The 24259-nt window shown below is 38.5% G+C and carries 27 protein-coding genes and 4 pseudogenes; 21 read left to right on the forward strand and 10 right to left on the reverse strand.

Annotated features, from left to right (window positions below):
• The first annotated feature begins 54 nt into the window (after positions 1-54).
• Genes NDM98_RS00755 through NDM98_RS00765 form a run of 3 tightly spaced genes read left to right on the forward strand, consistent with a single transcriptional unit; the run spans position 55 to position 3847 of the window.
• Positions 55-1551, forward strand: a complete 1497-nt coding sequence (locus NDM98_RS00755; RefSeq protein WP_251603368.1) for a phytoene desaturase family protein — start codon at positions 55-57, stop codon at positions 1549-1551.
• Complete coding sequence (locus tag NDM98_RS00760; protein ID WP_251603371.1) at positions 1548-3017, forward strand: phytoene desaturase family protein; 1470 nt, start codon at positions 1548-1550, stop codon at positions 3015-3017. Before NDM98_RS00755 ends, NDM98_RS00760 begins: the two co-directional genes overlap by 4 nt.
• The gene (locus tag NDM98_RS00765) at positions 3014-3847 is read left to right on the forward strand and encodes a phytoene/squalene synthase family protein (RefSeq protein ID WP_285803862.1); all 834 of its coding nucleotides are present in this window, start codon (positions 3014-3016) and stop codon (positions 3845-3847) included. The genes NDM98_RS00760 and NDM98_RS00765 overlap by 4 nt, the downstream gene beginning before the upstream one ends.
• A 59-nt stretch (positions 3848-3906) precedes the next feature.
• On the opposite strand, the gene NDM98_RS00770 is transcribed toward NDM98_RS00765, so the two are convergent.
• From NDM98_RS00770 to NDM98_RS00790, 6 genes are read right to left on the reverse strand one after another with little or no spacing between them, the layout of a single operon-like run.
• Positions 3907-5322 (reverse strand): phytoene desaturase family protein, encoded by a 1416-nt coding sequence (locus NDM98_RS00770; protein WP_308807726.1) that lies wholly within the window; start codon positions 5320-5322, stop codon positions 3907-3909.
• 48 nt (positions 5323-5370) lie between these two features.
• Positions 5371-6183: a glycosyltransferase family 2 protein gene (locus tag NDM98_RS00775; protein ID WP_251603374.1), complete on the reverse strand. Its 813-nt coding sequence runs from the start codon at positions 6181-6183 to the stop codon at positions 5371-5373.
• Positions 6083-6481, reverse strand: a complete 399-nt coding sequence (locus NDM98_RS24495; protein ID WP_373370342.1) for a glycosyltransferase family 2 protein — start codon at positions 6479-6481, stop codon at positions 6083-6085. Before NDM98_RS24495 ends, NDM98_RS00775 begins: the two co-directional genes overlap by 101 nt.
• A complete protein-coding gene (locus NDM98_RS00780) occupies positions 6478-6981 on the reverse strand; it encodes a lysophospholipid acyltransferase family protein (protein WP_251603377.1) in 504 nt (167 codons plus the stop codon). Before NDM98_RS00780 ends, NDM98_RS24495 begins: the two co-directional genes overlap by 4 nt.
• 32 nt (positions 6982-7013) lie before the next feature.
• Positions 7014-7196 (reverse strand): lysophospholipid acyltransferase family protein, encoded by a 183-nt coding sequence (locus NDM98_RS00785; protein ID WP_251603380.1) that lies wholly within the window; start codon positions 7194-7196, stop codon positions 7014-7016.
• Positions 7193-7984, reverse strand: a complete 792-nt coding sequence (locus tag NDM98_RS00790; RefSeq protein WP_251603383.1) for a carotenoid biosynthesis protein — start codon at positions 7982-7984, stop codon at positions 7193-7195. The genes NDM98_RS00785 and NDM98_RS00790 overlap by 4 nt, the downstream gene beginning before the upstream one ends.
• A 69-nt stretch (positions 7985-8053) precedes the next feature.
• Here NDM98_RS00790 and NDM98_RS00795 point away from each other — a divergent pair, with 69 nt between their 5' ends.
• Both NDM98_RS00795 and NDM98_RS00800 read left to right on the forward strand, forming a co-directional pair.
• Complete coding sequence (locus NDM98_RS00795; RefSeq protein WP_251603385.1) at positions 8054-8803, forward strand: SDR family NAD(P)-dependent oxidoreductase; 750 nt, start codon at positions 8054-8056, stop codon at positions 8801-8803.
• Between the two features lie 96 nt (positions 8804-8899).
• Positions 8900-9196, forward strand: a complete 297-nt coding sequence (locus tag NDM98_RS00800) for a metal-sulfur cluster assembly factor (RefSeq protein WP_251608840.1) — start codon at positions 8900-8902, stop codon at positions 9194-9196.
• 46 nt (positions 9197-9242) lie between these two features.
• On the opposite strand, the pseudogene NDM98_RS00805 reads toward NDM98_RS00800, so the two are convergent.
• Positions 9243-9783, reverse strand: a pseudogene (locus NDM98_RS00805) (GbsR/MarR family transcriptional regulator).
• Positions 9784-9952: 169 nt separating this feature from the next.
• Between NDM98_RS00805 and NDM98_RS00810 the strand changes: the two are divergent.
• The 4 genes and pseudogenes from NDM98_RS00810 (at position 9953) to NDM98_RS00825 (ending at position 13365) form a co-directional block, all read left to right on the forward strand.
• Entirely contained in the window at positions 9953-11098 is a 1146-nt protein-coding gene (locus NDM98_RS00810) for an ABC transporter ATP-binding protein (RefSeq protein WP_251603388.1), read from the forward strand.
• A gap of 3 nt (positions 11099-11101) precedes the next feature.
• Positions 11102-11756: pseudogene (locus NDM98_RS00815) on the forward strand (ABC transporter permease).
• A 19-nt stretch (positions 11757-11775) separates the two neighbouring features.
• Positions 11776-12690 carry an osmoprotectant ABC transporter substrate-binding protein gene (locus NDM98_RS00820; RefSeq protein ID WP_251603391.1) on the forward strand — a complete coding sequence of 305 codons (915 nt, stop codon included), beginning with the start codon at positions 11776-11778 and terminating at the stop codon, positions 12688-12690.
• Positions 12691-13365: an ABC transporter permease gene (locus NDM98_RS00825; RefSeq protein ID WP_251603394.1), complete on the forward strand. Its 675-nt coding sequence runs from the start codon at positions 12691-12693 to the stop codon at positions 13363-13365.
• Positions 13366-13473: 108 nt separating this feature from the next.
• Here NDM98_RS00825 and NDM98_RS00830 read toward each other — a convergent pair whose 3' ends face one another.
• On the reverse strand, positions 13474-13560 hold the full coding sequence (locus NDM98_RS00830; protein ID WP_251608843.1) for a YjcZ family sporulation protein: 87 nt from the start codon (positions 13558-13560) through the stop codon (positions 13474-13476).
• 181 nt (positions 13561-13741) lie between these two features.
• Here NDM98_RS00830 and NDM98_RS00835 point away from each other — a divergent pair, with 181 nt between their 5' ends.
• Both NDM98_RS00835 and NDM98_RS00840 read left to right on the forward strand, forming a co-directional pair.
• Positions 13742-14266, forward strand: a complete 525-nt coding sequence (locus NDM98_RS00835) for a PTS sugar transporter subunit IIA (RefSeq protein ID WP_251603398.1) — start codon at positions 13742-13744, stop codon at positions 14264-14266.
• A 116-nt stretch (positions 14267-14382) separates the two neighbouring features.
• Positions 14383-14937, forward strand: coding sequence for a DUF2179 domain-containing protein (locus NDM98_RS00840; protein ID WP_251603401.1), 555 nt, complete (start codon positions 14383-14385; stop codon positions 14935-14937).
• 53 nt (positions 14938-14990) lie between these two features.
• Here the strand turns inward: NDM98_RS00840 and uppP are convergent, their stop codons facing one another.
• Positions 14991-15824 carry an undecaprenyl-diphosphatase UppP gene (gene uppP / locus NDM98_RS00845; protein WP_251603404.1) on the reverse strand — a complete coding sequence of 278 codons (834 nt, stop codon included), beginning with the start codon at positions 15822-15824 and terminating at the stop codon, positions 14991-14993.
• A gap of 186 nt (positions 15825-16010) precedes the next feature.
• Between uppP and NDM98_RS00850 the strand changes: the two genes are divergently transcribed.
• On the forward strand, positions 16011-16544 hold the full coding sequence (locus NDM98_RS00850) for a TlpA disulfide reductase family protein (RefSeq protein WP_251603407.1): 534 nt from the start codon (positions 16011-16013) through the stop codon (positions 16542-16544).
• A 293-nt stretch (positions 16545-16837) separates the two neighbouring features.
• On the forward strand, positions 16838-17911 hold the full coding sequence (locus NDM98_RS00855) for a DUF3866 family protein (protein WP_251603410.1): 1074 nt from the start codon (positions 16838-16840) through the stop codon (positions 17909-17911).
• An 11-nt stretch (positions 17912-17922) separates the two neighbouring features.
• On the opposite strand, the pseudogene mciZ reads toward NDM98_RS00855, so the two are convergent.
• Positions 17923-18021, reverse strand: a pseudogene (gene mciZ / locus NDM98_RS23380) (Z-ring formation inhibitor MciZ); the annotation flags it as partial.
• A 76-nt stretch (positions 18022-18097) separates the two neighbouring features.
• On the opposite strand from mciZ, the gene NDM98_RS00860 reads away from it, so the two are divergent.
• The 8 genes and pseudogenes from NDM98_RS00860 to NDM98_RS00895 all read left to right on the forward strand — a co-directional run bounded on the left by NDM98_RS00860 (position 18098) and on the right by NDM98_RS00895 (position 24248).
• Complete coding sequence (locus NDM98_RS00860) at positions 18098-18634, forward strand: NUDIX hydrolase (RefSeq protein WP_251603412.1); 537 nt, start codon at positions 18098-18100, stop codon at positions 18632-18634.
• Positions 18635-18700: 66 nt separating this feature from the next.
• Complete coding sequence (gene spoIIM, locus NDM98_RS00865) at positions 18701-19333, forward strand: stage II sporulation protein M (RefSeq protein WP_251603415.1); 633 nt, start codon at positions 18701-18703, stop codon at positions 19331-19333.
• A gap of 127 nt (positions 19334-19460) precedes the next feature.
• Complete coding sequence (gene fur / locus NDM98_RS00870; RefSeq protein ID WP_251603418.1) at positions 19461-19949, forward strand: ferric iron uptake transcriptional regulator; 489 nt, start codon at positions 19461-19463, stop codon at positions 19947-19949.
• A 220-nt stretch (positions 19950-20169) separates the two neighbouring features.
• Positions 20170-20403, forward strand: coding sequence for a YqzK family protein (locus tag NDM98_RS00875; RefSeq protein WP_251603421.1), 234 nt, complete (start codon positions 20170-20172; stop codon positions 20401-20403).
• A 29-nt stretch (positions 20404-20432) separates the two neighbouring features.
• Positions 20433-21322: pseudogene (gene xerD / locus NDM98_RS00880) on the forward strand (site-specific tyrosine recombinase XerD).
• Between the two features lie 50 nt (positions 21323-21372).
• Entirely contained in the window at positions 21373-22569 is a 1197-nt protein-coding gene (gene deoB / locus NDM98_RS00885; RefSeq protein ID WP_251603424.1) for a phosphopentomutase, read from the forward strand.
• A 20-nt stretch (positions 22570-22589) separates the two neighbouring features.
• On the forward strand, positions 22590-23402 hold the full coding sequence (locus tag NDM98_RS00890; protein WP_251603425.1) for a purine-nucleoside phosphorylase: 813 nt from the start codon (positions 22590-22592) through the stop codon (positions 23400-23402).
• A gap of 18 nt (positions 23403-23420) precedes the next feature.
• On the forward strand, positions 23421-24248 hold the full coding sequence (locus NDM98_RS00895) for a purine-nucleoside phosphorylase (protein WP_251603428.1): 828 nt from the start codon (positions 23421-23423) through the stop codon (positions 24246-24248).
• Positions 24249-24259: the final 11 nt, after the last annotated feature.

The raw sequence follows: 24259 nt of genomic DNA on the forward strand, positions 1-24259 counted from the left end.
TGCATGTCTTTTTTTCTTAATATGATCTTCTATACACAGACAGGGTGAAAATGAATGACTAAACATATAGCAGTAGTTGGGGCAGGGCCAGGTGGATTAGCTTGTGCAATGCTACTAGCCGGTCGAGGATATCACGTGGATGTCTATGAAAAGCAGCCATACCTTGGTGGTCGTACGTCCGCATTTAAGAAAGATGGATATACCTTTGATCGCGGCCCAACATTTCTAAGCATGCCGTACATATTGGAAGAGTTATTTGATTTTGTTGGTAGAAAACTAGATGACTATCTTGATCTATTAAAAGTTGAGCCAATGTATGAATTACGGTTTAAAGACCTAGTATTTAGTCCTTCTGCTACCTTCCAATCGACCTTTGAACAAATCCAGTCCTTGTTCCCCGGAGATGAGCTTGGATATAAGCGGTTTATGGAAGATACAAGACGGAAAATGAATGCACTTCTTCCGGTCTTGCAGAATCGTCATAGCTCCTTACTCGATTACGCCAGATGGAGAACCATTAAAGCTCTACCGGAGTTATCATTAAATCAGTCTTTATATGAGGTATTAGATTCATATTTTACAGATGAGCGTTTAAAGCTATCTTTCACCTTTCAGTCGAAGTATCTGGGAATGTCCCCGTGGGAGTGCCCAGGTGCGTTTAGTATCCTGTCTTATATGGAACATGAGTATGGGGTCTGGCATCCAAGAGGTGGATTAAACCAGATCTCAGAGGCAATGGCCAAAGTTGTTCAAGAGTATGGTGGACGTATTCACCTGAACACACCAATTAAACAAATCCTTACCAAAAATAAATCAGTCTATGGCCTTGAACTAGAAAATGGTGAAGCGTATCAATACGATGATGTCGTTATAAATGCAGATTTTGCTTATGCGATGACTGAGTTATTTTCAGAAACGAAGCTAAAACAGCATACAAAAGCAAAGCTAGATAAAAAGAACTATTCTTGTTCGTCGTTTATGATTTATATTGGCTTAGACAAGCAATATGACCAAACGCACCATACCGTCGTTTTCTCAGAGGATTACAAAAAAAATGTAGAAGAAATCACTAAAAGTAAAACGTTATCCGCGGATCCATCTATCTATATTCAAAACCCTGTTGTGACTGATTCAAGTTTGGCACCTTCAGGAAAGTCAGGTCTCTATATTCTTGCACCAGTCCCGAATAACTTTAGTCTATTAGATTGGGAAAGACATAAATACGAGTTTAGAGACTTGATTTACGATATTATTGAGCAACGAACGGAATTTGAAAATCTAAGAGATCATGTAGTATTTGAAGAACTACTAACGCCAGATGATTGGCAAAATCATCATAATATTTATCAAGGTGCGACATTTAACCTTGCTCATAATTTAGGACAAATGATGTACTTTAGGCCTCATAATCAATTTCAGGAGCTTAATAACTGCTGGTTAGTAGGAGGCGGAACACATCCAGGAAGCGGTTTGCCGACCATTTTTGAATCGGCTCGAATTACTGCCAACTCGTTAATGGATGCAGACAAAAAGGGGTTATACAAACAATGAAAACCATTATAGTTGGCGGAGGAATTGGTGGTTTAATTACTGCCCTTTACTTAACAAAACGAGGCGAACAAGTAGCCATAATTGAAAAAGAAGAAATGCTCGGTGGGCGATTGGCTTTTATTCAAAAAGATGGGTTCACGATTGATAAAGGACCTACCATCGTTTTGCTTCCTGAGATGATCAGGTCCATATTGGAAGAAGTAGGGGTTGACCCTAACAGTTTGGAAATGGTTCGAATAGACCCACTTTATTCGTTGACCTATTCTGATGGCACAACATTTATGAAGTGGAGTAACAAAGAGAAGCAGCTTGCTGAAATAAATCGGGTTTTTCCAGGGGAAGAGCAATCTTTTTTATCGTACCTTGATACGATGAATAAGCGCTTTACACTTGGAAAATCAGTTTTTTTAGATCGTCAATTTATAAAAAAGCGTGATTTTTTCAGTTTTCCATCTTTAGTGGCTTTAATGAAGTTGAAGGCTTATCAATCCGTAGAAAAACAGACAGCACAATTCTTTAAGGATCAACGTCTTCAAGAGGCTTTTTCTTTACAGACTTTGTATATTGGTGGGGCACCGTCTACGTCTCCTGCCTTATATTCACTTGTATCATTTAGTGAGCACTATCATGGTATTTGGTATGTGAAGGGTGGATACGGAAGTCTAATTCCAATTCTTGAAAAAGAATTAAAAATGCGTGGTGTAGAGATCTACCTAAATACAACAATTAACCGGATTGAAGAAAAAGATAATAGAGTATCTGCTGTTCATTCTGAAGATCAGTGCTTTGAAGCAGATCGCTTTGTCATGAATGGAGAAATTCCACTTGTAAAAGCAATGCTTCCCGAGAAACAGCCTAAAAGACCAGCATATATCTCTTCGTCATCTTGTCTATTGCTTTATTTTGGCCTAAATAAAACGTATGAAGAAGCAAACGTACATCAATTTTATATGTCAGAGGATTTCAAAAAGAATATGAAAGAGATTTTTGCGGATAAAAGGTTACCGTCGAATCCATCTCTTTATGCGTTTCACCCATCTAAAATAGATGACACTTTGGCACCATCAGGGAAAGCTGTGCTATACGTTCTAATTCCAGTGCCTTCTGGTTCTGAAATTGATTGGAAGGACGTGGATGCGTTTATAGATTCTTGTATCGAAACATTAGAATCATGGCATTTCCCTAACCTGCGAGAGCATATGGAATGGATGGAGGTTCGAACTCCACAAGATGCAGAAGAAGACGGACTGTTTCAGGGTGGAAGCTTTGGGCTCGCACCAGTTTTAAAACAGTCTGGAGTTTTTAGGCCACAGATAAAACCGTTTGGCAGAGATAATTTATATGCCGTTGGAGCGTCTGTTCATCCTGGAGGAGGCATTCCAATAGTGATGCAGGGAGCAAAGCTTTTGTCTGATTATCTTGCTAATGAGACAGAACCAGCTATAAGGAAGGAGAAATCTGTTTGAAGACGTTAGAAGACGCCTATCAGGATTGCCACAAGATTATAAATCGTCATTCGAAAACCTTTTCTAAAGCCTTTAGCTTGCTGCCTGCAGCAAAAAGAAAAGCTGTATGGGCAATCTATGCCTTTTGTCGAAGTGTTGATGATATTGTGGATGAGGGAGCAAATCCTCATGAGGAACTGGCTGAATTCGAAAAACAATTTGAACTGTTTTTGAATCAGGAATTACCACTTGAGCAATCGATGTGGTTAGCTTTAGATGATGTATTTAAGAAATTTGACGTTAATAAACAAGCTTTTACCGATATGATTAAAGGACAACAAATGGACCTTGTCAAAAATCGCTATTATACAATGGAGGAAGTGGAAGAGTATTCGTATTATGTTGCAGGAACAGTAGGGTTAATGCTATTACCTGTTCTTGCTCCAAATAACCATAAGCAGCTTGAAGCGGGTGGTAAGTCTCTAGGGACGGCTATGCAGATTACGAATATCCTGCGAGATATTGGTGAAGATATCCAGCGAGGTAGAATTTATTTGCCCTCAGATCTAATGGATTTATTCGGAGTCACAGAAGAGCAAATCAAGGCTAGTGAGGTAACGGACTCCTTCATAGAGTTGTGGGAACACATGGCTACACGTGCTGAAGATCTGTACAAGCTTGCATTAGAATCTATTGAATACTATCCAATAGATGCACGTATGCCAGTAAAGGGTGCTGCGTACATGTATCGAGCCATATTAAATTCTGTAAGAAGAAATCAATATCAAGTATTCACTACTCGATCATTCATTACTCAAGAAGAGAAACAAAATATTCTTTCGCAATTATAAACGTTTAAAAACGATTGATTCTCAAATGAGATTCAATCGTTTTTTGTTGGCGATGTATATTAATTTTGATTACTTAACAATTTAGCTACATTCAGTCCACTTAACACTACCATTGGAGAGCCTCCACCTGGGTGCGTAGAACCACCTACAAAATAGATATTCTCTAAGTCACGCGCTTTATTAGCAGGACGGAGAAAAGCGTTCTTTTTTGTATTGGCAGATACACCGTAAAGAGCGCCACGATAGGCATGATAATCTTGATGAATCTGGTCAGGTGAGATTATTTGGTCTTCAATGATATGAGGCCCCAAATTCAGACCGTAGGAAGTTAAAAGTGTATAAATGTGTTGCTTATAATCCTCAAGACTAATCTGATTATCGTGCTTGTTTAGGGCGGGTGCATTAACCAGGATAAATAAATTGTCTCCATCAGGTGAAGCAGTTGGGTCAGTGTAAGACGAGTTGCTAATATAGATAGTCGGGTGTTCACTGTATGTTTTCTTTGAGAATAGGTCATCAAACTCCTGCTGATAATTAGAGCTAAAATAAACCTGGTGATGAACCAATTCAGGCAATCGCTTGTCTAAGGCAGCAAGGATAACAAAAGCTGAGATTGATGGTTCAAGCTTGTCTCTTTGTAGATTTGTAAAAGATGGTCTATCTTTTTCTTCAATAAGATCAGGAAATACCTTTAATAAATCACCATTAATGATCACATCATCACAGCAGACAAAGGAACCGTCCGAGAATTCAACACCTTCTGCTCTCTGATCAGCTACTTGAATACGAACAGCTTCCATACTCGGGTACAGCTCTACACCTAATTCGTTTGCTCTCCTCGTAAAACCTTCTGCAATACTAGGATTACCGCCCTCAGCATAATAAACTCCTTGTATCAACTCAAGATAGGCAATCATTGAAAAGGTCGCCGGTGTTAAATACGGGGATGAACCAATGTAGGTCGCATATCGGTTTAACATTTGTACAACATTAGGGTGCTTAAAAAAACGACGATGAAAGGAGTCTAGAGTTGTGAATGGATACACTTTGAACAAGGCCTTAGATAACGATGGAGACAGATAGTCCTTCCAGCTTGTGAAGGTCCGTGGAAAAAAATAATCAGTAGATAATTTATACAGATCATTTACTTCTTTTAGATAGCGATCATAGGCTGCTTCAGTTACGCCAAATGAGGCAAGGTTTTGTTTCATTTTCTCTGAATCGGCTGTCATATCTAAATACGTACCGTCAGCAAAGTGATTTCTTGTATGTATATCTAAGCGTTTGAATGTGAAATAATCCCTTGGTTCGGCGCCTGACTCACTAATGACTCGATTGAAGACTTCTGGCATGGTCATCGTGTTAGGACCAAAATCAAAAGAAGCCATTCCGAGCCGATACCTGCGCATCTTGCCACCCATATGGCTGTTTTTTTCAAAAAGTTTAACCTTAAATCCTTTAGACGCAAGTGAAATAGCCGAACTAAGTCCAAGCTAAGCCACCTCCAATTATGACAATGGTTTTCATGAATATGTGCGTCCTTTCCAGGTGAATCCTGATTTGTTTAGAGAAAGATACATGGAGCGTATGAGAATGATGATAAAAGATAGTGCTGAAAAAGGCATAAATAACCCAATCCATATTTTCTGATTCGATAACCAATCAATAAGTAGACGAATCATAAGACTAATGACCAAAGGCAGTGCCCATAGCCAGTGCAGTGTAAAAGCAAACCAAAGCAGAAGCAATGGTAGCACAAACGCAAGACTGTAGAAGCTAATTACAATAACGGCTAACAAGAAGGAGCGACCAATACCTGGGAAAGCATTTTTGGAGAACCCATTCCACACTTCACGGTTACTGTGATACATATAACACGTAGCATGACTTGTCATGTTAGCGAGACATGTTCGTTCACCAGATTGTTTCACCGCTCTTGTAAGGTGAACATCTTCCACAAGTGAACTTTTAACTGCTTGATGCCCACCAAATGATCGATAGATTTTAGAATCAAAAAACATAAAACTCCCATGTGCGGCACTTGCTGCAGCATATGTTGTATAGTTCGCTAGATACAGAGGTAGGTGCAAATAAATTAAGACATGCTGCATTGGGACAAGTAAACTAGCTAAAAACCCATCGACCGGAAATTTCGGAAATCCTGAGAGTAGGCCAACACGTTTCTTATCTAATAACTCGAGCGATAGTTCAATTGTATTAGGTTCTAATCTGACATCAGCATCTAGAAAAAGCAAGTATTCTCCTGATGCTTGTTGACTTAGCTGATGACAAGCATACACTTTGCCAACCCAAGCCTTTTGGGAGTGACTTTCCATTGATTAGTTTGCTGTTTGCAAGTTGATGACTTTGTTGTCTCAGTAACTCTTGTGTACGATCCGATGATTGATCATCTAAAAAAATGAATTCCAAGTTGGGATATGTTAGCTTTTTAAGATTTTTTACTAAAGCTTCAACGTTCTTCTGCTCGTTCCGTAACGGAACCAGCACCGATACGAGTGAAGTTTTTTTAGTGGGAAACACGTTTTTAAGCCTAGGCATAAATGATTGATTAATCATAACCCAGATTAGAAGACCAACAAGAAAAAAGATAAGAAAATAAAGGAGCATAATCATTTCTTAGGACCAAACAGTAGTCCAAACCAATCACTAACAGATCGATTTCCGGATAATAGGAGGGAGTAATCTGATAAAGCAGAGTTTGCAATTGCTAAACGCTGTTGATCAAGTTGTTCAGTCATTTTACGTTCCAACAAAATGTTCACTTCCTTACGTGTCTGCGTGGTATAGTCATCTGGATTTATAGGTGAGCTGATCTCAATATACAGACGAGGTTTTTGTTCATGTAACAGTGTGTAGTAATAGGTTACGATATATATAGGTACATGAGGAGCTTTTAATGCTAAGTATGCTGAACCAGGTTGAAAATGGAGTGGTCTTTTTTCCAGAGGTTGCTCAGACCCTTGTGGAAACATCCAAACCGCTTTTTTGTTTATTAATAAATCTGTTGAATAACTAAGCGTTTCAATCACTGAGCGAGGTTTTGTGACATCTACAGAAAAAGCTCCAATACGTCTAAAAAAAGGGAAATCCTTTATACCAGCTTCACTCATCATTGCATAGCTCTCAAGGTGACAAGCTGTCTGAGTTAAAAAAAGGTAACTAAGCCATCCCACCAGCTTGAATGATTCACTAAAATTAAAGCGGATGTATCTCTTTTACTAAATGATCCTTTTATATAAATGCTTGAAAAGGACCGTTTTAAAAGCCAGTACGTATTATATAGGTGAAAGCCTTTGCTGAAGCTCCGACTTTTTTTTGCAGTAATCATAAAGTCGGATTCTCCTTCCATTTAAAATAACCAATAAACAAAATGATACTAAGAAGAACGGATATACCTACAGCTAGCCATAATCCATGTGTAACAGCTAGAACAAGAAACATGACTAAGACCATGACATAGAGCCATACCATCCTTGGCTGCCAATATCGATGAACAAAACCAGTCCATCTTTTAGTGAGATGAAGCGTAAGGAAAACAACCGTATGCAAAATAAATGCTAAGACAAACCAACCCACAAAATTAGACAGTGGAATGTCATAATAAAAGCCACCGGCTGTCCATACCCAGTACTCTTTTACTTGAAAAGCGACGGGGTCGAGTACGATATCCATGATTACTGCTGCAACAGAGCCCACGATAGTATAGACAAACCACTCTAACATCTTATTTGGAACTCTAAACGAAAAAGCTCTTGCTATGACATGAGTTGTTGAGATAACCATTAACCAAGCGGACCCAATTGTAAAAGGGACTTCAAACAGGATTAAACCAAAGTCTGGATTGTAATAATAATCACCAAACAGAATACCGTAATGAACACCAGCACCTTCAATTAAAAAGGTAATGATAACAATTAAAAAAGATAAAACTAAGCCAATACTTACACCGTATTGGCGAATGAGAAATACGGCACCTAATACACCTGTAAGAACTAAAAATACGGCATTTGCCCATTCTAAACTAGGTGGAAGAATATCAAATGTGAGCAGAATTAATCCACACCCATACCAGAAAACAAAAAAACGAAAAAGCCAGTGATCAAAGTGCTCTAACATGACAACCTCCCATACGTCCCCTAAAATATATGTATATATTATGCTCATTGTACAATGAGCGAGGGAGGAATGGCTATGAATAACCGTGTAGTACTTGTAACAGGAGCCGGAAATGGAATTGGAGCTGAAGTATCATCAGCATTTGCCAAACAAGGAGATCGAGTTATTGTAACAGATTTAAATGAGGCGGATGCGAAACGCACTCAAAAACAAATTGTTGATGCAGGAGGACAAGCCACAGCTTATACATGTGATGTTTCAAAACCGGAACAGATCCAGAGCTTGATGAATTGGATTGACAAAACGTTTGGGCGCTTAGATGTTTGCATTAACAATGCAGGTATTTCAAAGTGGATTTCTCCATTAGAACTAAGTGTGGAGGATTGGGACAAAGTCATGAATACCAATGCTAGGGGAACTTTTTTATGTAGTCGTGAAGCGGCAAAGATGATGAAAGAGCAGAATCAAGGTGGATCTATTGTAAATATTTCTTCCACTAGGGCTGCGATGTCTGAACCGAATTCTGAAGCGTATGCTGCTTCAAAAGGTGCCATTGTTTCCCTTACACATGCTCTTGCTGCATCTCTGCAAGAAGAAGGAATTCAAGTGAATAGCATTAGTCCTGGATGGATTCATACTGGTGATGATAGTGAGTTGCGTGAAATAGATCATAACCAGCATTTTTCTAAAAGGGTTGGAGAACCTTCAGATATTGCACGAGCTTGTCTATTCTTAACCGATCCCAAAAACACATTTATAACAGGAGAAAACCTAACCATTGATGGAGGAATGACGAAAAAAATGATCTATGAGCATTAAAAAAAGGTTTTGCTTTTGCACAATGAGGGAAATATATAGTGGTGAGGTGATTATGTGAGTCAAGAAATTGAAAGACAACAAACCAAAGATCAAGTAATGGGACAGTTAGAACAAGTGATTGATCCCGAATTAGGCATTGATATTGTTAATCTTGGCCTTGTATATGAGATTAAGCTTGATGATGAAAATAATGTAACGGTTGTGATGACATTAACAGCAATGGGTTGTCCTCTTGCTGGTGAGATTAATCAATCTGTTAAGCAATCCCTTAGTGAATTGCAGGAAATAGGGGACATTGGGAATGTTGAAGTTGATATTGTATGGAACCCACCTTGGTCTAAAAGTATGATGTCTAGATACGCGAAGATTGCTTTAAATGTTCACGAATCATAGGATATAAAAACCCCGCCAGGACTCGTGGCGGGGTTCGTTGTTCGCATTATTCGGGTTTAGGAACATGCTTAAAGATTTCTCCACTTTCGAAAAAATCGACTAAATGATCAAGCCATTGATAATAATTCATCCATTGTCTTGTCTCATCGAGCCATACATTGAGTTCATTTTCAGTCTCCTCAGTTAAATTGCCTGATTCTAGCTCTTTGTTTAACTGATTTGCTAAACGTTTGCCGATAATCTTGTTTTTTTGAATGACTTTTTGCCAATTAGAGGTGAAAAGTGAGATGAAGGTTTGATAATAATCCTCTTCGACATTATACAAATCTTTTCTGACGCCTTTTTCATATACCTTGCTTGGCGATGTTTAAATCAATCATTTCTCTTACTACTTGACTCATTCTTGTTTTGCTCATGCCGGTTTCAGCCGATAGCTCCTCAAGCGTCATCGGCTTTCGATTTGTATAAATAACACCTAATACTCGACCAACTGTAGCAGACACTCCGTATGTCCGCATATTATCAGCAATTCCCTCGATGTATTGTTCTTCAATTTTTTGTAAGAATACAGAAGAAGACCCTTCCATTCCCGCGCACCTCATTCACTTATTGTCAGAGATAATGTACCATATTTTTTTCTGTAAAAGAAGTATCAAATTAAAAAATGACCAAAAATAAATTTTATAAACTTTTTGTAAACTTTTTATTGTATATAGTTTATAATGAAAACTGTTAGATTATTCGGAGGTGCAGAAAATGTTACGAATTGAAAATGTTACAAAAACGTATAAAGGTGGGAAAAAAGCTGTAGATAACTTCTCTATCGATATTAAAAAAGGAGAATTTATTTGTATTATTGGACCAAGTGGGTGCGGTAAAACAACAACCATGAAAATGATCAATCGTTTAATAGAGCCAACAAGTGGCAAGATTCTTGTTAATGACGAAGACTTATTAAAACAAGATGCTGTAAAGCTAAGAAGGAAAATTGGCTATGTTATTCAGCAAATTGGTTTATTTCCTCACATGACCATTTCGGAAAATATCTCGTTAGTTCCTCGTTTATTAAAGTGGACTTCAAGTAAAAAGGTAAAACGAGCAGAGGAATTATTACAATTGGTTGATATGCCTAAAGAATATCTTGATCGATATCCTCATGAATTAAGTGGTGGTCAACAGCAACGTATAGGAGTGCTAAGGGCACTTGCTGCAAATCCTCCATTAATTTTAATGGACGAGCCTTTTGGTGCATTAGATCCAATTACACGTGATTCTCTTCAAGAAGAGTTCAAGAGACTTCAACGTTCTTTAGATAAAACGATTGTATTTGTGACTCATGACATGGATGAGGCCATCAAATTAGCAGATCGTATCGTTATTATGAAAGACGGGAAGATTGTTCAGGTTGATTCACCTGAAGAAATTTTGCGAAATCCTGCTAATGAATTTGTTGAGGATTTTATTGGAAAAGAACGGTTACTGCAAGGGAAACCAAATGTTCAAACGATTGGCCAGATCATGAATAAAAAGCCGATTTCTATTACTGGTAAACAAACTCCTGCTACTGCACTAAAGGTAATGAAGGAAGCTCGAGTCGACTCATTATTAGTTACGGATGAATTAGGATTGTTAAAAGGATACATTGATCTTGAAGCGATTGATCGAAATCGTTCACTTGAATCCATTGATTCACTACTTAAACCTTGCCCAAATAAAGTGCATGAGAACTCACTTCTGAGGGATACAATTCATCGATTATTAAAACGTGGTGTAAGTTATGCACCTGTTGTCAACGAGCAAGATCAGTTGGTTGGTATTGTTACAAGAGCTAGCTTAGTTGATATGGTGTACGACTCCATATGGGGTGAAGAAGAATTGCCGGCAGAACAGTTGGAGGTGTAAGAGATGAATGCAGTAACTGAATTTCTTCAAAACAACGGCAGTGAGTTGATGTTGAAGACATGGGAGCATATCTACATTTCATATCTTGCTGTGTTTTTAGGAATTATTGTTGCAATACCACTAGGAGTAGCTTTGACTCGAGTTCCTAGAATAGCTCAATGGGTAATTGGCTCTGTTAGTGTGCTGCAAACCATTCCTAGTCTTGCGATTCTTGCTTTTTTTATACCTTTCTTAGGGATTGGTACAGTTCCAGCAGTGGTTGCACTATTTTTGTATTCGGTATTGCCGATTTTGCGCAACACATACACAAGTGTTAAAGAAGTGGATGCGAGCTTAATTGAAGCTTGGACGAGGTATGGGTATGACAACTTGGGAACGGATCAAAGGAATTGAACTACCACTAGCTTCACCTATCATCATGTCAGGGATCAGAGTATCTTCTGTTTACCTGATTGGTTGGGCGGCCCTTGCATCATTTATAGGAGCTGGTGGATTAGGTGACTTTATTTTTAGTGGGTTAAACCTATATGATACGGCTTTTATAATAGCAGGTGCTATTCCAGTTACAATTTTGGCTATATTGACAGATATCATCTTTGGAAGAATTGAAAAGGTTGTTACGCCAAAAGGGATTCGAAGTAATGAAAAAACAGCGTAGCAGGAGGAGTCACCATAAAATGAAGACAAAAACAGCGATGATCTTTACGTTAACAGGTATCGTATTGTCAGGTTGTTCATTGCCTGGGTTAAGTGGACCGTCAAGCGAAACCGTTAAAATAGGGGCATTAAATACAACAGAGTCAATGATAATTGGCAATATGGTAAAAGAAGTCATTGAAAAAGAAACAGATTTACAAGTAGAAATGATTAATAACCTAGGGTCCTCCATTGTTATGCATCAAGCGATGCTAAACGGAGATGTTGACATTGCAGCTACTCGTTATACGGGCACAGATATAGCAGGTGCCCTTGATTTGGAGCCTGTTATGGACCCGGATGAAGCATTACAAGTTGTACAAACTGAATTCCCAGACCGTTATGATCAGACGTGGTTTGATTCATACGGTTTTGCAAATTCATATGCTTTCACTGTGACAAATGAAATGGCTGAGCAAGAGGGAATAGAGACGATTAGTGATCTTGAAGATTTAGCAGGAGAGATTCGTGTTGGAGTAGATAGTTCATGGATTAATAGAGCGGGTGATGGATACGGTGGATTCACAGACGCCTATTTTGAATTTGAGAACATTTCTCCGATGCAGATCGGCTTAGTGTATGATGCTTTAGCCAATGATCGAATGGATGCCGTTCTTGCCTATACAACGGATGGACGGATTGCTGCTTACGATCTGAAGATATTAGAGGACGATAAACAGTTTTTCCCTCCTTATGACACATCAATGGTTGCAGATAATCAATTATTACGTGATCATCCAGAATTAGAGTCAGTTCTTAATAGACTTGTTGATAAAATTGATACAGCAACCATGCAGGAGCTTAATTATGAATCAGATGGGCAGATGAAAGAGCCTGCTATTGTTGCGAGAGAATTCTTGGAGCAACATGATTTTTTTGACGAGGAGGTTGAATAGATGGACACATTAAGAGAATTAATCATTTATTATTCACAAAATGGTGGATATGTGTGGACAGAGTTTACTCGTCACTTTTTAATGTCTGCTTACGGTGTTTTGTTTGCCGCGCTTGTTGCCATACCACTCGGCATTTTGATTGCACGTTATGGGAAGCTGAGCGGAATTGTTTTGAGCATAACAAATGTCATTCAAACGATTCCGGCGCTTGCGATGCTCGCTGTGTTAATGCTTGTTCTTGGATTAGGAGCAAATACGGTTGTTTTAGCTTTATTCCTATACTCATTGCTCCCAATTTTAAGAAATACGTACACTGGAATAAAAAATGTCGACCAAGCACTTGTTGAGTCAGGCAAAGCGATGGGTATGACGAGATGGCAGCTTTTATATATGCTTGAGCTTCCACTTGCATTATCTGTCATAATGGCAGGCCTGAGAACAGCTCTTGTGTTCTCAATTGGTATAGCAACGATTGGTACATTCATCGGAGCAGGAGGACTAGGTGACATCGTTATAAGAGGAACAAATGCAACCGATGGTACAGCGATCATCCTCGCAGGAGCAATACCAACTGCCTTAATGGCCATTATGGCTGATGTCGTTATGGGATGGTTTGAACGTTTATTATCACCAACAAGAAAACACGTCAAACAAACAGTAACTACCGCTTCATAATAAGAGGAAGACAAAAAACCGAATCATTATGTGAGAAAACAACATAATGATTCGGTTTTTCTGATACGAAAACATTTTTGGCCAAGCCTCTATTTTTTTTCAGATGGCCTAGTAGCTATACGCCGAGCCAACGATGATAAGAAGGATGAAAAGAACAACGATAAAAGCGAATCCACTTTCGTTACCATATCCCATTGTCAACACTCCTTTATTGTAGCCTACAGTATACTATGTTGGTTAAGTGAAAGAGCGTGGGCTAAAGTTGCCCAATTCTAAAGGTTATGGCTAATCATTAGGCATGGGCTTGTTGATGTAGTACACTATTAATGAATGGTTTCACAATGTGTGGAATGAGAATGTAAGGGAGTGTTTTTAAATGTTTAAAAAATTATTTGGATTAGACAAAAAAGAAGAACAAGAGACTCACGCTAAACCTACAGAAGAAATCATTTTTTCTGTTGCTAATGGGACATTATTACCTATCGACCAAGTGCCAGACCCAACATTTAGCCAAAAAATGATTGGAGATGGAGCTGCGATTGAGCCAACAGACGGCAAAGTGGTTTCACCAGTAGCAGGAGAAGTATTACAAGTATTCCCAACAAAACATGCAATCGGAATCCGTGCAATTGGTGGCGCAGAAATCCTTATTCACATAGGCTTAGAAACCGTAAATATGGATGGTGAAGGTTTTACCGCTCATGTAAAAGAAGGCGATAAGGTTGAAGTTGGAGATGCGCTTGTTGATTATGATCTAGAATTAGTAAAAGAAAAAGCAGCGAGTACCATTATTCCAATTGTTGTGACGAACCATGAGGAACTAGAAAGTGTTACCTCTGTCACTACAGGTGATTCACAAGCAGGTACGACTACTCATCTAACTGTCAAATACAAGCGTTAAATGTTTTGAACACCGGGGGATTTAAGGTGATGTATTTGCCAAAAAAATCATGCTAGTTTTTCCCCATCTTTCCTGTTACACTACGGTAGTTGTATGTATAAAGAAAGGGTGTTTGCATGTCGGCTATATTGGTTTTTATTGTACAGCTTCTTTATGTGCCTATCCTGACAATTAGAACGATCATGATGGTTAAAGGTATGAAAGAGCGTGCGGCAGCAATGGGCATGCTTGAAGGAATTATTTATGTAGTGGCCCTAGGGATTGTGTTTAGTGATTTAAGTAACTATTATAATATGATTGCTTATGCACTTGGTTTTGCAGTTGGTCTCTATATAGGAGCTATTATAGAAGAGAAACTGGCCATTGGGTATCTAACGTTTGAAGTAAACATCCCTACTCGAAATCAGGAATTAATTGATCGATTACGAGAAGTAGGTTTTAGTGTTTCTACATCAGCTGTAGAAGGTATGAGTTCTACTCGTTATCAGCTTGATTGTACGGCTAGGCGAGATCGAGAGAAAGAATTTATTCGAGTTGTCAGTGAGTATGAACCAGCTGCATTTATTGTTTCGTTTGAACCAAGAAGCTTTAAAGGTGGTTATATCACAAAGGCAATGAAACGTCGTCGTGAAAAATATCTTAAAAAGAAAAAGAATTCTGAGCAACCATAAATAAAAACAGCTTCTGCCAGTCATTATGACCGGTAGAAGCTGTTTTTGATTTCTTAAAATAAATCAGGATCCACATCACCAAGAAAGATGAATACAAATAATGCGAGAACAAAACAGTAGATTGCAAAATAGATAAGTTTACTTTTCTTCAGGAAGTTTATAAACCAAACAATGCCAAGAAGAGAAGATATAAATGTAACAATAAACGCGACAATTAGTGGAAAGGCACCTGCAACGGCAAGCAATTCACCGTTTAATAAATCTTTGATTGCAAGCACGGTAGAACCAAGAATAACGGGTATTGATAGTAAAAACGAATATCTTACAGCCGTTTCTTTTGTTAATCCAGCAAACATTCCAACAACAAGAGTAGTCCCAGAACGAGACAAACCAGGAATTAAAGCAAGTGATTGACCAATTCCAATAATAACTGAATCAAAAAGTGTCATATCTTTCTCTGTACGGCCACCTGTTCTCACAGCACGTTCAATGATAATTAGGAATATACCTGTAATGGTAAGTGAGATCGCAATCATCGTTGGTCCTTTTAAGGCAGTAGAGATATAGTCTTCGAATAGAATACCTGATACACCAGTAATAATCGTAGCAACAAGGATGTAAATAGAGAACCAGAAGTTTGTTTTGTTCTCTTCTGAGCGGTTTTTTATGTAGCTGAAAAAACCAATAATTAATTCAATCAGATCCTTACGATAATAAATAATCACCGCCAAAACTGATCCAAGGTGAAGCAGGATTTCAAATCCAAAACCAGGAAATGAAATATTAAAAAGCATTTGAGTTATCACAAGATGTGCAGAGCTCGAAATAGGCAGGAATTCTGTTAATCCTTGAACTAATCCTAGAACGAGTGCTTCTATTAATGTCATCGTAAAATTCCTTTCCATAAAACTCATTTGTTTTTATATTCATATGTACGTCTAGCTGCTTCATTCTAGCAAAATATTACTGATTCGTGAAGTGTTTTTCAAATAAATACGGTTTCATGGAGCCTTGCCCAAACTTTAGTCTACTTATATACTAAATTATATACTGACTAATGGAGCGTATTCTACATGAAAAGAAACTTCAGCATCATAATTATAAGTATTGCTGTCTGCTTAGCTGCTACTTTGTTCATAATGAATGTATTAAATGGATCGAAGCAAATAGGTATACATGAAGGCATGACAGCAGAATCAATCGTTTTAGAGCAATTTGACGGGGAATCTATTGAAGTGTTTGAACAAACGAATCAAGTAACCATTCTAAATATATGGGCTACGTGGTGTGAGCCTTGTGTAAGAGAACTACCAGATTTGATGGATTTAGAAGAAGATTACCGTGATGAAGGCTTGTCTGTATTAACTTTAAATGCGCAAAAGTTTGAGAGAGTACCAGAGAATACATATGATTTTATTCGGGAACATGAATTGACTCTACCTGTTTTTCTTGATGCTGAAGGAGAGTTTTTTCAACTGTATCAAGTTCAAGGTATGCCAACGACACTTGTTCTAGATCAGGATCACGTAATCATCAAACGCATTGAAGGAGAAGTTCATTACGGGATGCTTGAGGAGATTATCCTACCTCTGCTTAACGAATCATAAGAAATAAGGAAACTACATACATCAAAGGTCACTGAAAAAGTTAGCTAGAGATAAGTTCATGTTATTCGGATGTTCACCTATTTATAGTTAGAAATATCTATCCATATAAAAGCAGCCTTCCATTTCTAAAAAAAGAAAAGGTAAGGCTGTTTTATCTTTATAAGAAAACACCTAACTAAATATCTCATTTTTTAGTGGCCTTCATACTTCATGTGGCCTCTTTTTTGTGTAACAGACTTACGCATATATAGAAAGGTTAATGGAATAAAGATAAATAGAAAGGAGTTGTTTGCGTGGACTTAGAGTGCTTGGCGACGATTGCAGAAGTGTACTTTGAAGATGATACCATTCAACTTTTAAGAACAACAAATACTAAGTACCCTGCGATTTTATATAAACGCTTTTTTCCTACCGTTACAAAAGGAACACTTATCAAACTAAATCACACGGCAACTGAATTAGGCTTGGGCACGGGAGGGTATGATCTAGTAAAAGAAGTACTCGCAAGCAAACGAATCCAAGAGAATATCGATGGTCATATCATGAAGTTGCGGTATACGCCTATGCAGCAAGCAATGATGAGCATCGAAGAACCTGGAAGTCTTTATCACTCATTATTTCAAAAATCGTTTACATTAGAAGGAAAAAAAGTTCTTCTAGCAGAACTCCATAGCATGGTTCCACTAATCTATTATCTCGCACAAGAGATCGAGCCTACTATAACATGCTGTGTCATTTTTGATGATTCAGCATCATTATTATTAGAAGGCAGTCAGCATGTGCGGTTGCTTCAAAAAGAAGTGTGGTTTCACTCCATTACAATCGGGCAATGTGTTGGGGGAGAGTATGAGGCCATTAGTCTTCCGAGTGCCCTACAATTTGCGTCGACATGTTTGAAAGCAGATCTGATTATCATCTCAGTAGGTCCGGGAGTTGTGGGCACAGGAACTGAATATGGGCATTCTGCGATGGAGATGGCGAATTGGGCAAATGTTGTTGGGGCATTAGGGGGTTGTCCTGTTTGGATACCGCGTTTGTCATTTGCAGACAAACGCAATCGTCATTATGGACTGAGCCATCACACCATCACGCCTCTGTATTCGTTCACCTACTGCTCATGTGTACTCGTATTTCCTTTGTTGGTTCATGAGCAAAAGTCGCTAATTGCCAAACAACTAAATTCCAATAGCCTAGCAACTCATCTTATAACGTATCAAGAAAAGCCTGTTGACCGTGATCTTTTAGAGCGAGCATTTTCAAGAATAGAAGGACTCACAACAATGGGGCGTGGGTATACTGATGATCCGCTTTTTTTTGAAGCAGTTGCTGAGGCGGTTTGTTTTTGTATAGAAGGAAAAACCTCCTGAACCCACTCTGACACATATTCTTGTTTTTTTAATTGTTGTTTTAATCGGGCCTTTATTTCCCATGCCTTGCCTACAAGCAGGATGCCTTGTTCGTGTACATGGATATCCATTATGCCACTCCTTTCTCTCACGTATGGTACACTTTTATGAGAGATTTAATACAAGTAGACCAAAGGAGTGGCTGTATTGACAAAGTTTGAAGAGAAAACAATCGCTACAGAGAAGATATTTGAAGGAAAAGTGATCAATGTTCAAGTTGATACGGTAAAACTACCCAATGGGAATGAAAGCAAAAGGGAGCTAGTTAAACACCCTGGAGCTGTTGCCGTTATCGCTGTGACTAATGACGATAAGCTTGTATTAGTAAGACAATTTCGCAAACCACTCGAAAAAACAATTCTTGAAATTCCTGCGGGTAAAATTGATCCAGGTGAAGAGCCGATTAAAACAGCGGCACGTGAATTAAAAGAAGAGACCGGTTATGAAGCTGCTGAGTTAGAGCTTGTCACTTCATTTTATACGTCACCTGGTTTTGCTGATGAAATCATTTATTTGTATGAAGCTAAAGGATTAACACATGGTGATGCCGAACCAGATGAAGACGAGTTTGTAGAAATTGAGGAAGTAACGATCGAGCAAGCGAGAAGCTATGTCGCTGATCAGACGATCCATGATGCTAAAACGGCATATGCTGTAATGTACCTGCAATTAAACCAAGCCTAACAAGTGTTGTCATAAGAGATGGCCTGTCCTCATATTCTAGAAAAGGTAGAATAGGAGGGCAATAGGATGAAAACTCGCAGACTACATGATCAGATTGTGACTCATGTTGAAGAAAACAGAACGATTTATCTATTTACAACAGTTCTTTTTTTTATTGGTATTGTATTTGGTGCTATTATCGTTAATAGCTTAAATCTAACTCAGAAAAATGATCTATATATGTATCTAAGTCAATTTTTTGTGCAGGTGCAAGATGGGCGCATTGCAGGTTCAAAAGAAATCTTTAGTCAAAGTTATATTCATTATGGAAAGTATTTTGCATTAATGTGGATACTAGGATTGTCGCTCATTGGATTGCCGGTCATTTTAATTCTATTATTCTTGAAAGGTGTAGTCGTTGGTTTTACAGTTGGGTTTCTTGTGAATCAAATGGGTTTTCAAGGATTTTTGCTTGCAATGGTATCAATTCTTCCACAGAACCTTCTACTTGTGCCGGCTTTTATTATTGTCGGAACGGCAAGTGTGTCTTTTGGTTTGAAAATGCTCAGGCAGCAATTTGCTAAAAAAGTCTATCAGCCTGTATTCCCTCAATTTCTTCGTTATACGTTGCTTCTTTTATGTGTGGGGGCTGCGTTATCAGTGGCAGCTGCTTTTGAAGCCTATGTGTCACCTTATCTGATGAAATTTGTTGTCGGCTAAAGCGATACTCATTTTCATTTAATAATGATTATTACTTAAAACTTAATAATCATTATCAATTGACACTCTTTTTTAATAACATTATAATGAACGTATAGTAATGGAAGTCCGGTTAGGAGGAGTACTGATGGAAAATCGTCTAGAGAGAATTAAGAAGCACCTTCATTCTCAAAGCTATAAGCTGACCCCTCAACGAGAAGCCACAGTTATGGTGTTGCTTGAACATGAAGAGGACCACTTAAGTGCTGAGGATGTCTACCTCCTTGTAAAGGATAAAGCACCTGAGATCGGATTAGCAACAGTCTATCGGACGTTAGAACTTCTAGCAGAATTAAAAATTGTTGATAAAATAAACTTTGGTGACGGGGTATCCCGATTTGATCTTCGTAAAGAAGGAGCTGCTCATTTTCATCATCATTTAGTGTGTATTGAATGTGGTGCAGTTGATGAGATTGAAGATGACTTACTCGGAGACGTGGAAAAGGTAGTAGAACGTGATTATGATTTTAAAATTATGGATCACCGATTAACTTTCCACGGAATCTGTTATCGTTGCAAGGAAAAGCACGAAGCAGAACAAGAAGAAGGACCTAAAGAAATGCAAAATCAGGTTTAGGTTCAACTAGATGAAAAAGGCACAGTGGTCTTTCATATAGACTGCAGTGCCTTTTTTACGTCATTCTAAGCCATTTTTTTATGATGTAAATCCTTTAATCCTAAAAGATAAAAGATTAAATCGTTTTTAACGTGAAAAGTACAACGATCCAGGTATATTCCTCTTAGAAAATGGCATACCTTAACTAGAAGGCTTGTTTCAGAGAGGAGGAACACCTATAATGCGAGACTGGTTTAGGTCGTTATTACAAACATTTAAGGTTATGCTATTATTTATTGGATGCACGTTATTCTTTTATTATGGTATTCTATGGGTAAGTCAAGAATATGAGAGTTACTATCGATACGATACTCCTGAGGGTAATGCGATCAAAGTAACCACAGATTCAGCTCAGGATCGTGATGATCCCACCATTCTTACTAGACTTGGCTTGTTTTATAAACTAGGAGAATGAGTGTTATTAAGGGATGGAGTGTGTCAGCATTGTTTGATGATATTGAAGACTTTATCCATTATTTGCGCATTGAGCGAGGCTATTCATTGAATACGATCTCATCGTATCAAAATGACCTGAAATCTTATTCGACGTATATTAAAAATGTTGAAACGATTGCTCACTTTTCTGACGTTGATCGTTCATCCATTGTGAATTATCTTTTTTTCTTATGGAGAAAGGGCGTGCAGAAACAACCATTGCACGGAGTATTGCTTCCATACGTGGACTTCATCAATTTTTATTACGTGAAGGTAGGGTCAAACATGATCCAAGTGTACACTTAGAAATTCCTAAAGCACCAAAACGGTTACCAAAAATTTTATCACCTGATGAAGTTGAGGCATTACTTGAGGCTCCTGGGAATGATGATCCAATGGCTATTCGTAATCAGGCAATGCTTGAAGTCATGTATGCAACAGGTATTCGTGTTAGTGAATTAATAGGACTGTCGACGTCTGATTGTCATTTGACGATGGGTTTTTTGCGATGCGTAGGAAAAGGGAATAAGGAGCGAATTATTCCGCTTGGTTCAAAGGCGACAGAGGCAGTACATACATATTTAGAGAAATCTCGCTCTGTATTAATGAAACAAAACCGCCATGACACCTTATTTGTGAATCACCGCGGAAGTTCGTTATCTAGGCAGGGGTTTTGGAAAATTCTAAAGCAACTTGCAGTAAAAGCTCATATTGATAAGCCTTTAACACCGCATACCCTACGACACTCATTTGCCACTCATTTGTTAGAAAATGGTGCAGATCTACGAGCTGTCCAGGAGATGCTTGGACATGTAGATATATCAACAACACAAATTTATACTCATGTCACCAAAAGCCGTATGAAAGATGTTTATTCTATGTACCATCCAAGGGCATAGATCGTAAATGGATAGTTGTCTGACATCAGACATGAGAAAGGGGTAATAATATGAGTGAACAGCCTTTTAAACGGGTGTTCTTAATTGTAATGGATTCAGTAGGTATTGGTGCAGCACCAGACGCAGCTGAGTTTGGTGACGTGGGTTCAGACACACTGGGCCATATAGCTGAGTCAATGAACGGTATCGGGCTTCCTACACTTGAAAAAATGGGTATAGCGAATATTAAAGAAGTACAAGGACTTACAGCCGTAGAAAACCCAAAAGCTCATTATGGGAAAATGCAAGAAGCTTCAAATGGAAAAGATACAATGACGGGACATTGGGAGATTATGGGCCTTAGAATTGATGAACCGTTTCGTGTGTTCCCAGAAGGCTTTCCAGATGAGTTACTTACTGCATTAGAACAAGAAGTAGGCAGAGGTTTTCTTGGTAATAAAGTAGCATCTGGTACAGAGATTCTAGATGAACTTGCAGAAGAACATGTCAACACAGGCAAACTTATTGTGTATACATCAGCAGATTCTGTACTTCAGATCGCCGCTCATGAAGATGTTGTTCCGATAGACGAGCTTTATGACATCTGTGAAAAGGCAAGAAAATTAACACTTCAGCCTGAGTATATGATTGGTCGCGTAATCGCAAGACCATTTGTTGGTGAAAAGGGAAATTGGAAAAGGACGCCAAACCGCCATGATTATGCACTAAAACCGTTTGGTAGAACTGTGATGAATGAGCTTGAAGATGGCGGCTTTGATTCAATAGCTATTGGAAAGATCTCAGATATCTATGATGGCGAAGGAATTACGGATACGTACCGTACAACATCTAATGATGATGGAATGGACAAGTTGTTTGAAAGCATGGAAAAGGATTTCACTGGTTTAAGCTTTTTAAACTTAGTTGATTTTGACGCATTGTTTGGACATAGACGTGATCCACTAGGTTATGGTCAGGCATTAGAGGAGTTTGATATTCGCTTGAAGGAAGTATTAGAACGCCTTCAGAGTGGAGATCTTTTAATTGTCACAGCCGATCACGGTAATGATCCAGTCCATAAGGGTACAGATCACACAAGAGAGTATGTGCCTTTATTAGCTTATGACGCTAACCAACCTCAAGCGATTGATCTCGGTGTTCGTTCCACTTTTGCTGATATTGGTGCAACAATTGCTCACAACTTTGGAGTCAAGGCACCAGGCTATGGAACAAGCTTTTTAGATGAAATCGTTAAGAATAAGCAATAAACGGAGAGGGACGATAAGGGATGAAAATAGAGTTGAAGCAAACGGCAGATTATATTAAAGAACGTCTTATTGACACACCTAAAATTGGACTCATCTTAGGTTCAGGGCTAGGCGTTTTGGCTGAGGAGATTGAAAACCCTACCACTTTATCATATGAAGATATTCCAAATTTTCCTGTATCAACTGTAGAAGGGCATGCAGGTCAATTGGTAGCTGGAACAATAGAAGGCAAACAAGTTATTGCCATGCAAGGACGCTTTCATTTTTATGAGGGATACACAATGGAGGAAGTTGTTTTTCCAGTTCGTGTTATGAAAGAACTTGGAGTGGAACAGCTAGTAGTCACAAATGCTGCTGGAGCAGTAAATGAAAGCTTTTCGGTCGGTGATCTTATGATTATTAAGGATCATATTAATAATCAAAGTGCGAACCCACTGATTGGACCAAATGACGCGGCACTTGGATTACGTTTTACGGATATGTCTAATGCCTATTCAAAACAACTTCGTGCAATTGCTCATGAACAAGCAAGTATTCTTGGGATCAACATTCAAGAAGGCGTATATGTAGCAAATACTGGACCATGTTACGAAACACCAGCAGAGGTCCGTATGGCTCGTAAATTGGGTGGGGATGCTGTTGGGATGTCAACAGTTCCGGAAGTAATCGCAGCAAGACACGCAGGACTTGAAGTGTTGGGAATCTCCTGCTTATCCAATATGGGAGCTGGCATCTTACCACAGCCACTAAATCATGAGGAAGTTATTGAAGTAACAGAAAAAGTACGTTCATCTTTTCTAGGACTAGTAAAAGCTATTTTAAAAGAAATGTAGATAAAGGGGAGTATTTATATGACAACAATTGTAGAAAAAATTAAAGAATCAGCAGCTTATTTGCAATCATTCATTCAAACACAGCCTGAAGTTGGACTAATCCTTGGTTCAGGACTTGGTGAGTTAGCGGATGAAATTGAAGGTGCAGCAAAAATTCCATATGAAGATATTCCAAATTTCCCGGTTTCAACAGTTGAAGGTCATGCTGGACAATTAGTTATTGGACAACTTCAAGGTAAAACCGTTGTAGCTATGCAAGGTCGTTTTCATTTCTATGAAGGATATCCACTTGAGCAAGTGACATTCCCTGTTCGTGTGATGAAAGAGCTAGGGGTAAACCTGCTATTTGTAACAAACGCTTGTGGTGGAATGAATAAATCGTTCCAACCGGGTGATTTAATGATTATTACTGATCACCTTAATATGACCGGAGTAAATCCTTTAATTGGGCCAAATGCACCTGAACTTGGACCACGTTTTCCTGATATGAGTCAGGCTTATACAAAAAAATATGTTGATCTAGCTTTAGAAACAGCAAAATCACTAGATATAAAGGTTCAGCAAGGAGTATATGCTGGTGTCAGTGGTCCAACCTATATGTCAGGTGCAGAGCTTATTATGCTTCGTACTCTTGGTGGAGATGTTGTCGGTATGTCAACGGTTCCAGAGGTAATAGTAGCAAGTCATGCTGGTATGGATGTCTTGGGAATATCTTGTGTAACGGATATGGCTATTGGAGAAGAGATAGCAGGAATTACACATGAGGAAGTAATGGAAGTAGCAACTAGGACAAAACCATTATTTATTAAGTTAGTTAAAGAATTAGTCGCGCAAGCTAAGCCTTAAAAAAGGGGATG

Source organism: Alkalicoccobacillus plakortidis (assembly GCF_023703085.1).
GTDB classification, from domain to species: Bacteria; Bacillota; Bacilli; order Bacillales; family Bacillaceae_D; genus Alkalicoccobacillus; species Alkalicoccobacillus plakortidis.

Excerpts from the sequence above, each read along its gene's own strand:
- NDM98_RS00820 (WP_251603391.1), top strand. The coding sequence starts at position 11,776 with ATGAAGACAAAAACAGCGATGATCTTTACGTTAACAGGTATCGTATTG.
- NDM98_RS24495 (WP_373370342.1), bottom strand. The coding sequence starts at position 6,481 with ATGATTATGCTCCTTTATTTTCTTATCTTTTTTCTTGTTGGTCTTCTA.
- spoIIM (WP_251603415.1), top strand. The coding sequence starts at position 18,701 with ATGAAAACTCGCAGACTACATGATCAGATTGTGACTCATGTTGAAGAA.
- NDM98_RS00850 (WP_251603407.1), top strand. The coding sequence starts at position 16,011 with ATGAAAAGAAACTTCAGCATCATAATTATAAGTATTGCTGTCTGCTTA.
- fur (WP_251603418.1), top strand. The coding sequence starts at position 19,461 with ATGGAAAATCGTCTAGAGAGAATTAAGAAGCACCTTCATTCTCAAAGC.
- NDM98_RS00795 (WP_251603385.1), top strand. The coding sequence starts at position 8,054 with ATGGCTATGAATAACCGTGTAGTACTTGTAACAGGAGCCGGAAATGGA.
- NDM98_RS00895 (WP_251603428.1), top strand. The coding sequence starts at position 23,421 with ATGACAACAATTGTAGAAAAAATTAAAGAATCAGCAGCTTATTTGCAA.
- NDM98_RS00790 (WP_251603383.1), bottom strand. The coding sequence starts at position 7,984 with ATGTTAGAGCACTTTGATCACTGGCTTTTTCGTTTTTTTGTTTTCTGG.
- NDM98_RS00825 (WP_251603394.1), top strand. The coding sequence starts at position 12,691 with ATGGACACATTAAGAGAATTAATCATTTATTATTCACAAAATGGTGGA.
- NDM98_RS00810 (WP_251603388.1), top strand. The coding sequence starts at position 9,953 with ATGTTACGAATTGAAAATGTTACAAAAACGTATAAAGGTGGGAAAAAA.
- NDM98_RS00780 (WP_251603377.1), bottom strand. The coding sequence starts at position 6,981 with ATGATGAGTGAAGCTGGTATAAAGGATTTCCCTTTTTTTAGACGTATT.
- NDM98_RS00835 (WP_251603398.1), top strand. The coding sequence starts at position 13,742 with ATGTTTAAAAAATTATTTGGATTAGACAAAAAAGAAGAACAAGAGACT.
- NDM98_RS00755 (WP_251603368.1), top strand. The coding sequence starts at position 55 with ATGACTAAACATATAGCAGTAGTTGGGGCAGGGCCAGGTGGATTAGCT.
- deoB (WP_251603424.1), top strand. The coding sequence starts at position 21,373 with ATGAGTGAACAGCCTTTTAAACGGGTGTTCTTAATTGTAATGGATTCA.
- NDM98_RS00875 (WP_251603421.1), top strand. The coding sequence starts at position 20,170 with ATGCGAGACTGGTTTAGGTCGTTATTACAAACATTTAAGGTTATGCTA.
- NDM98_RS00840 (WP_251603401.1), top strand. The coding sequence starts at position 14,383 with ATGTCGGCTATATTGGTTTTTATTGTACAGCTTCTTTATGTGCCTATC.
- NDM98_RS00760 (WP_251603371.1), top strand. The coding sequence starts at position 1,548 with ATGAAAACCATTATAGTTGGCGGAGGAATTGGTGGTTTAATTACTGCC.
- NDM98_RS00775 (WP_251603374.1), bottom strand. The coding sequence starts at position 6,183 with ATGGAAAGTCACTCCCAAAAGGCTTGGGTTGGCAAAGTGTATGCTTGT.
- NDM98_RS00800 (WP_251608840.1), top strand. The coding sequence starts at position 8,900 with ATGGGACAGTTAGAACAAGTGATTGATCCCGAATTAGGCATTGATATT.
- NDM98_RS00890 (WP_251603425.1), top strand. The coding sequence starts at position 22,590 with ATGAAAATAGAGTTGAAGCAAACGGCAGATTATATTAAAGAACGTCTT.
- NDM98_RS00830 (WP_251608843.1), bottom strand. The coding sequence starts at position 13,560 with ATGGGATATGGTAACGAAAGTGGATTCGCTTTTATCGTTGTTCTTTTC.
- NDM98_RS00785 (WP_251603380.1), bottom strand. The coding sequence starts at position 7,196 with ATGATTACTGCAAAAAAAAGTCGGAGCTTCAGCAAAGGCTTTCACCTA.
- uppP (WP_251603404.1), bottom strand. The coding sequence starts at position 15,824 with ATGACATTAATAGAAGCACTCGTTCTAGGATTAGTTCAAGGATTAACA.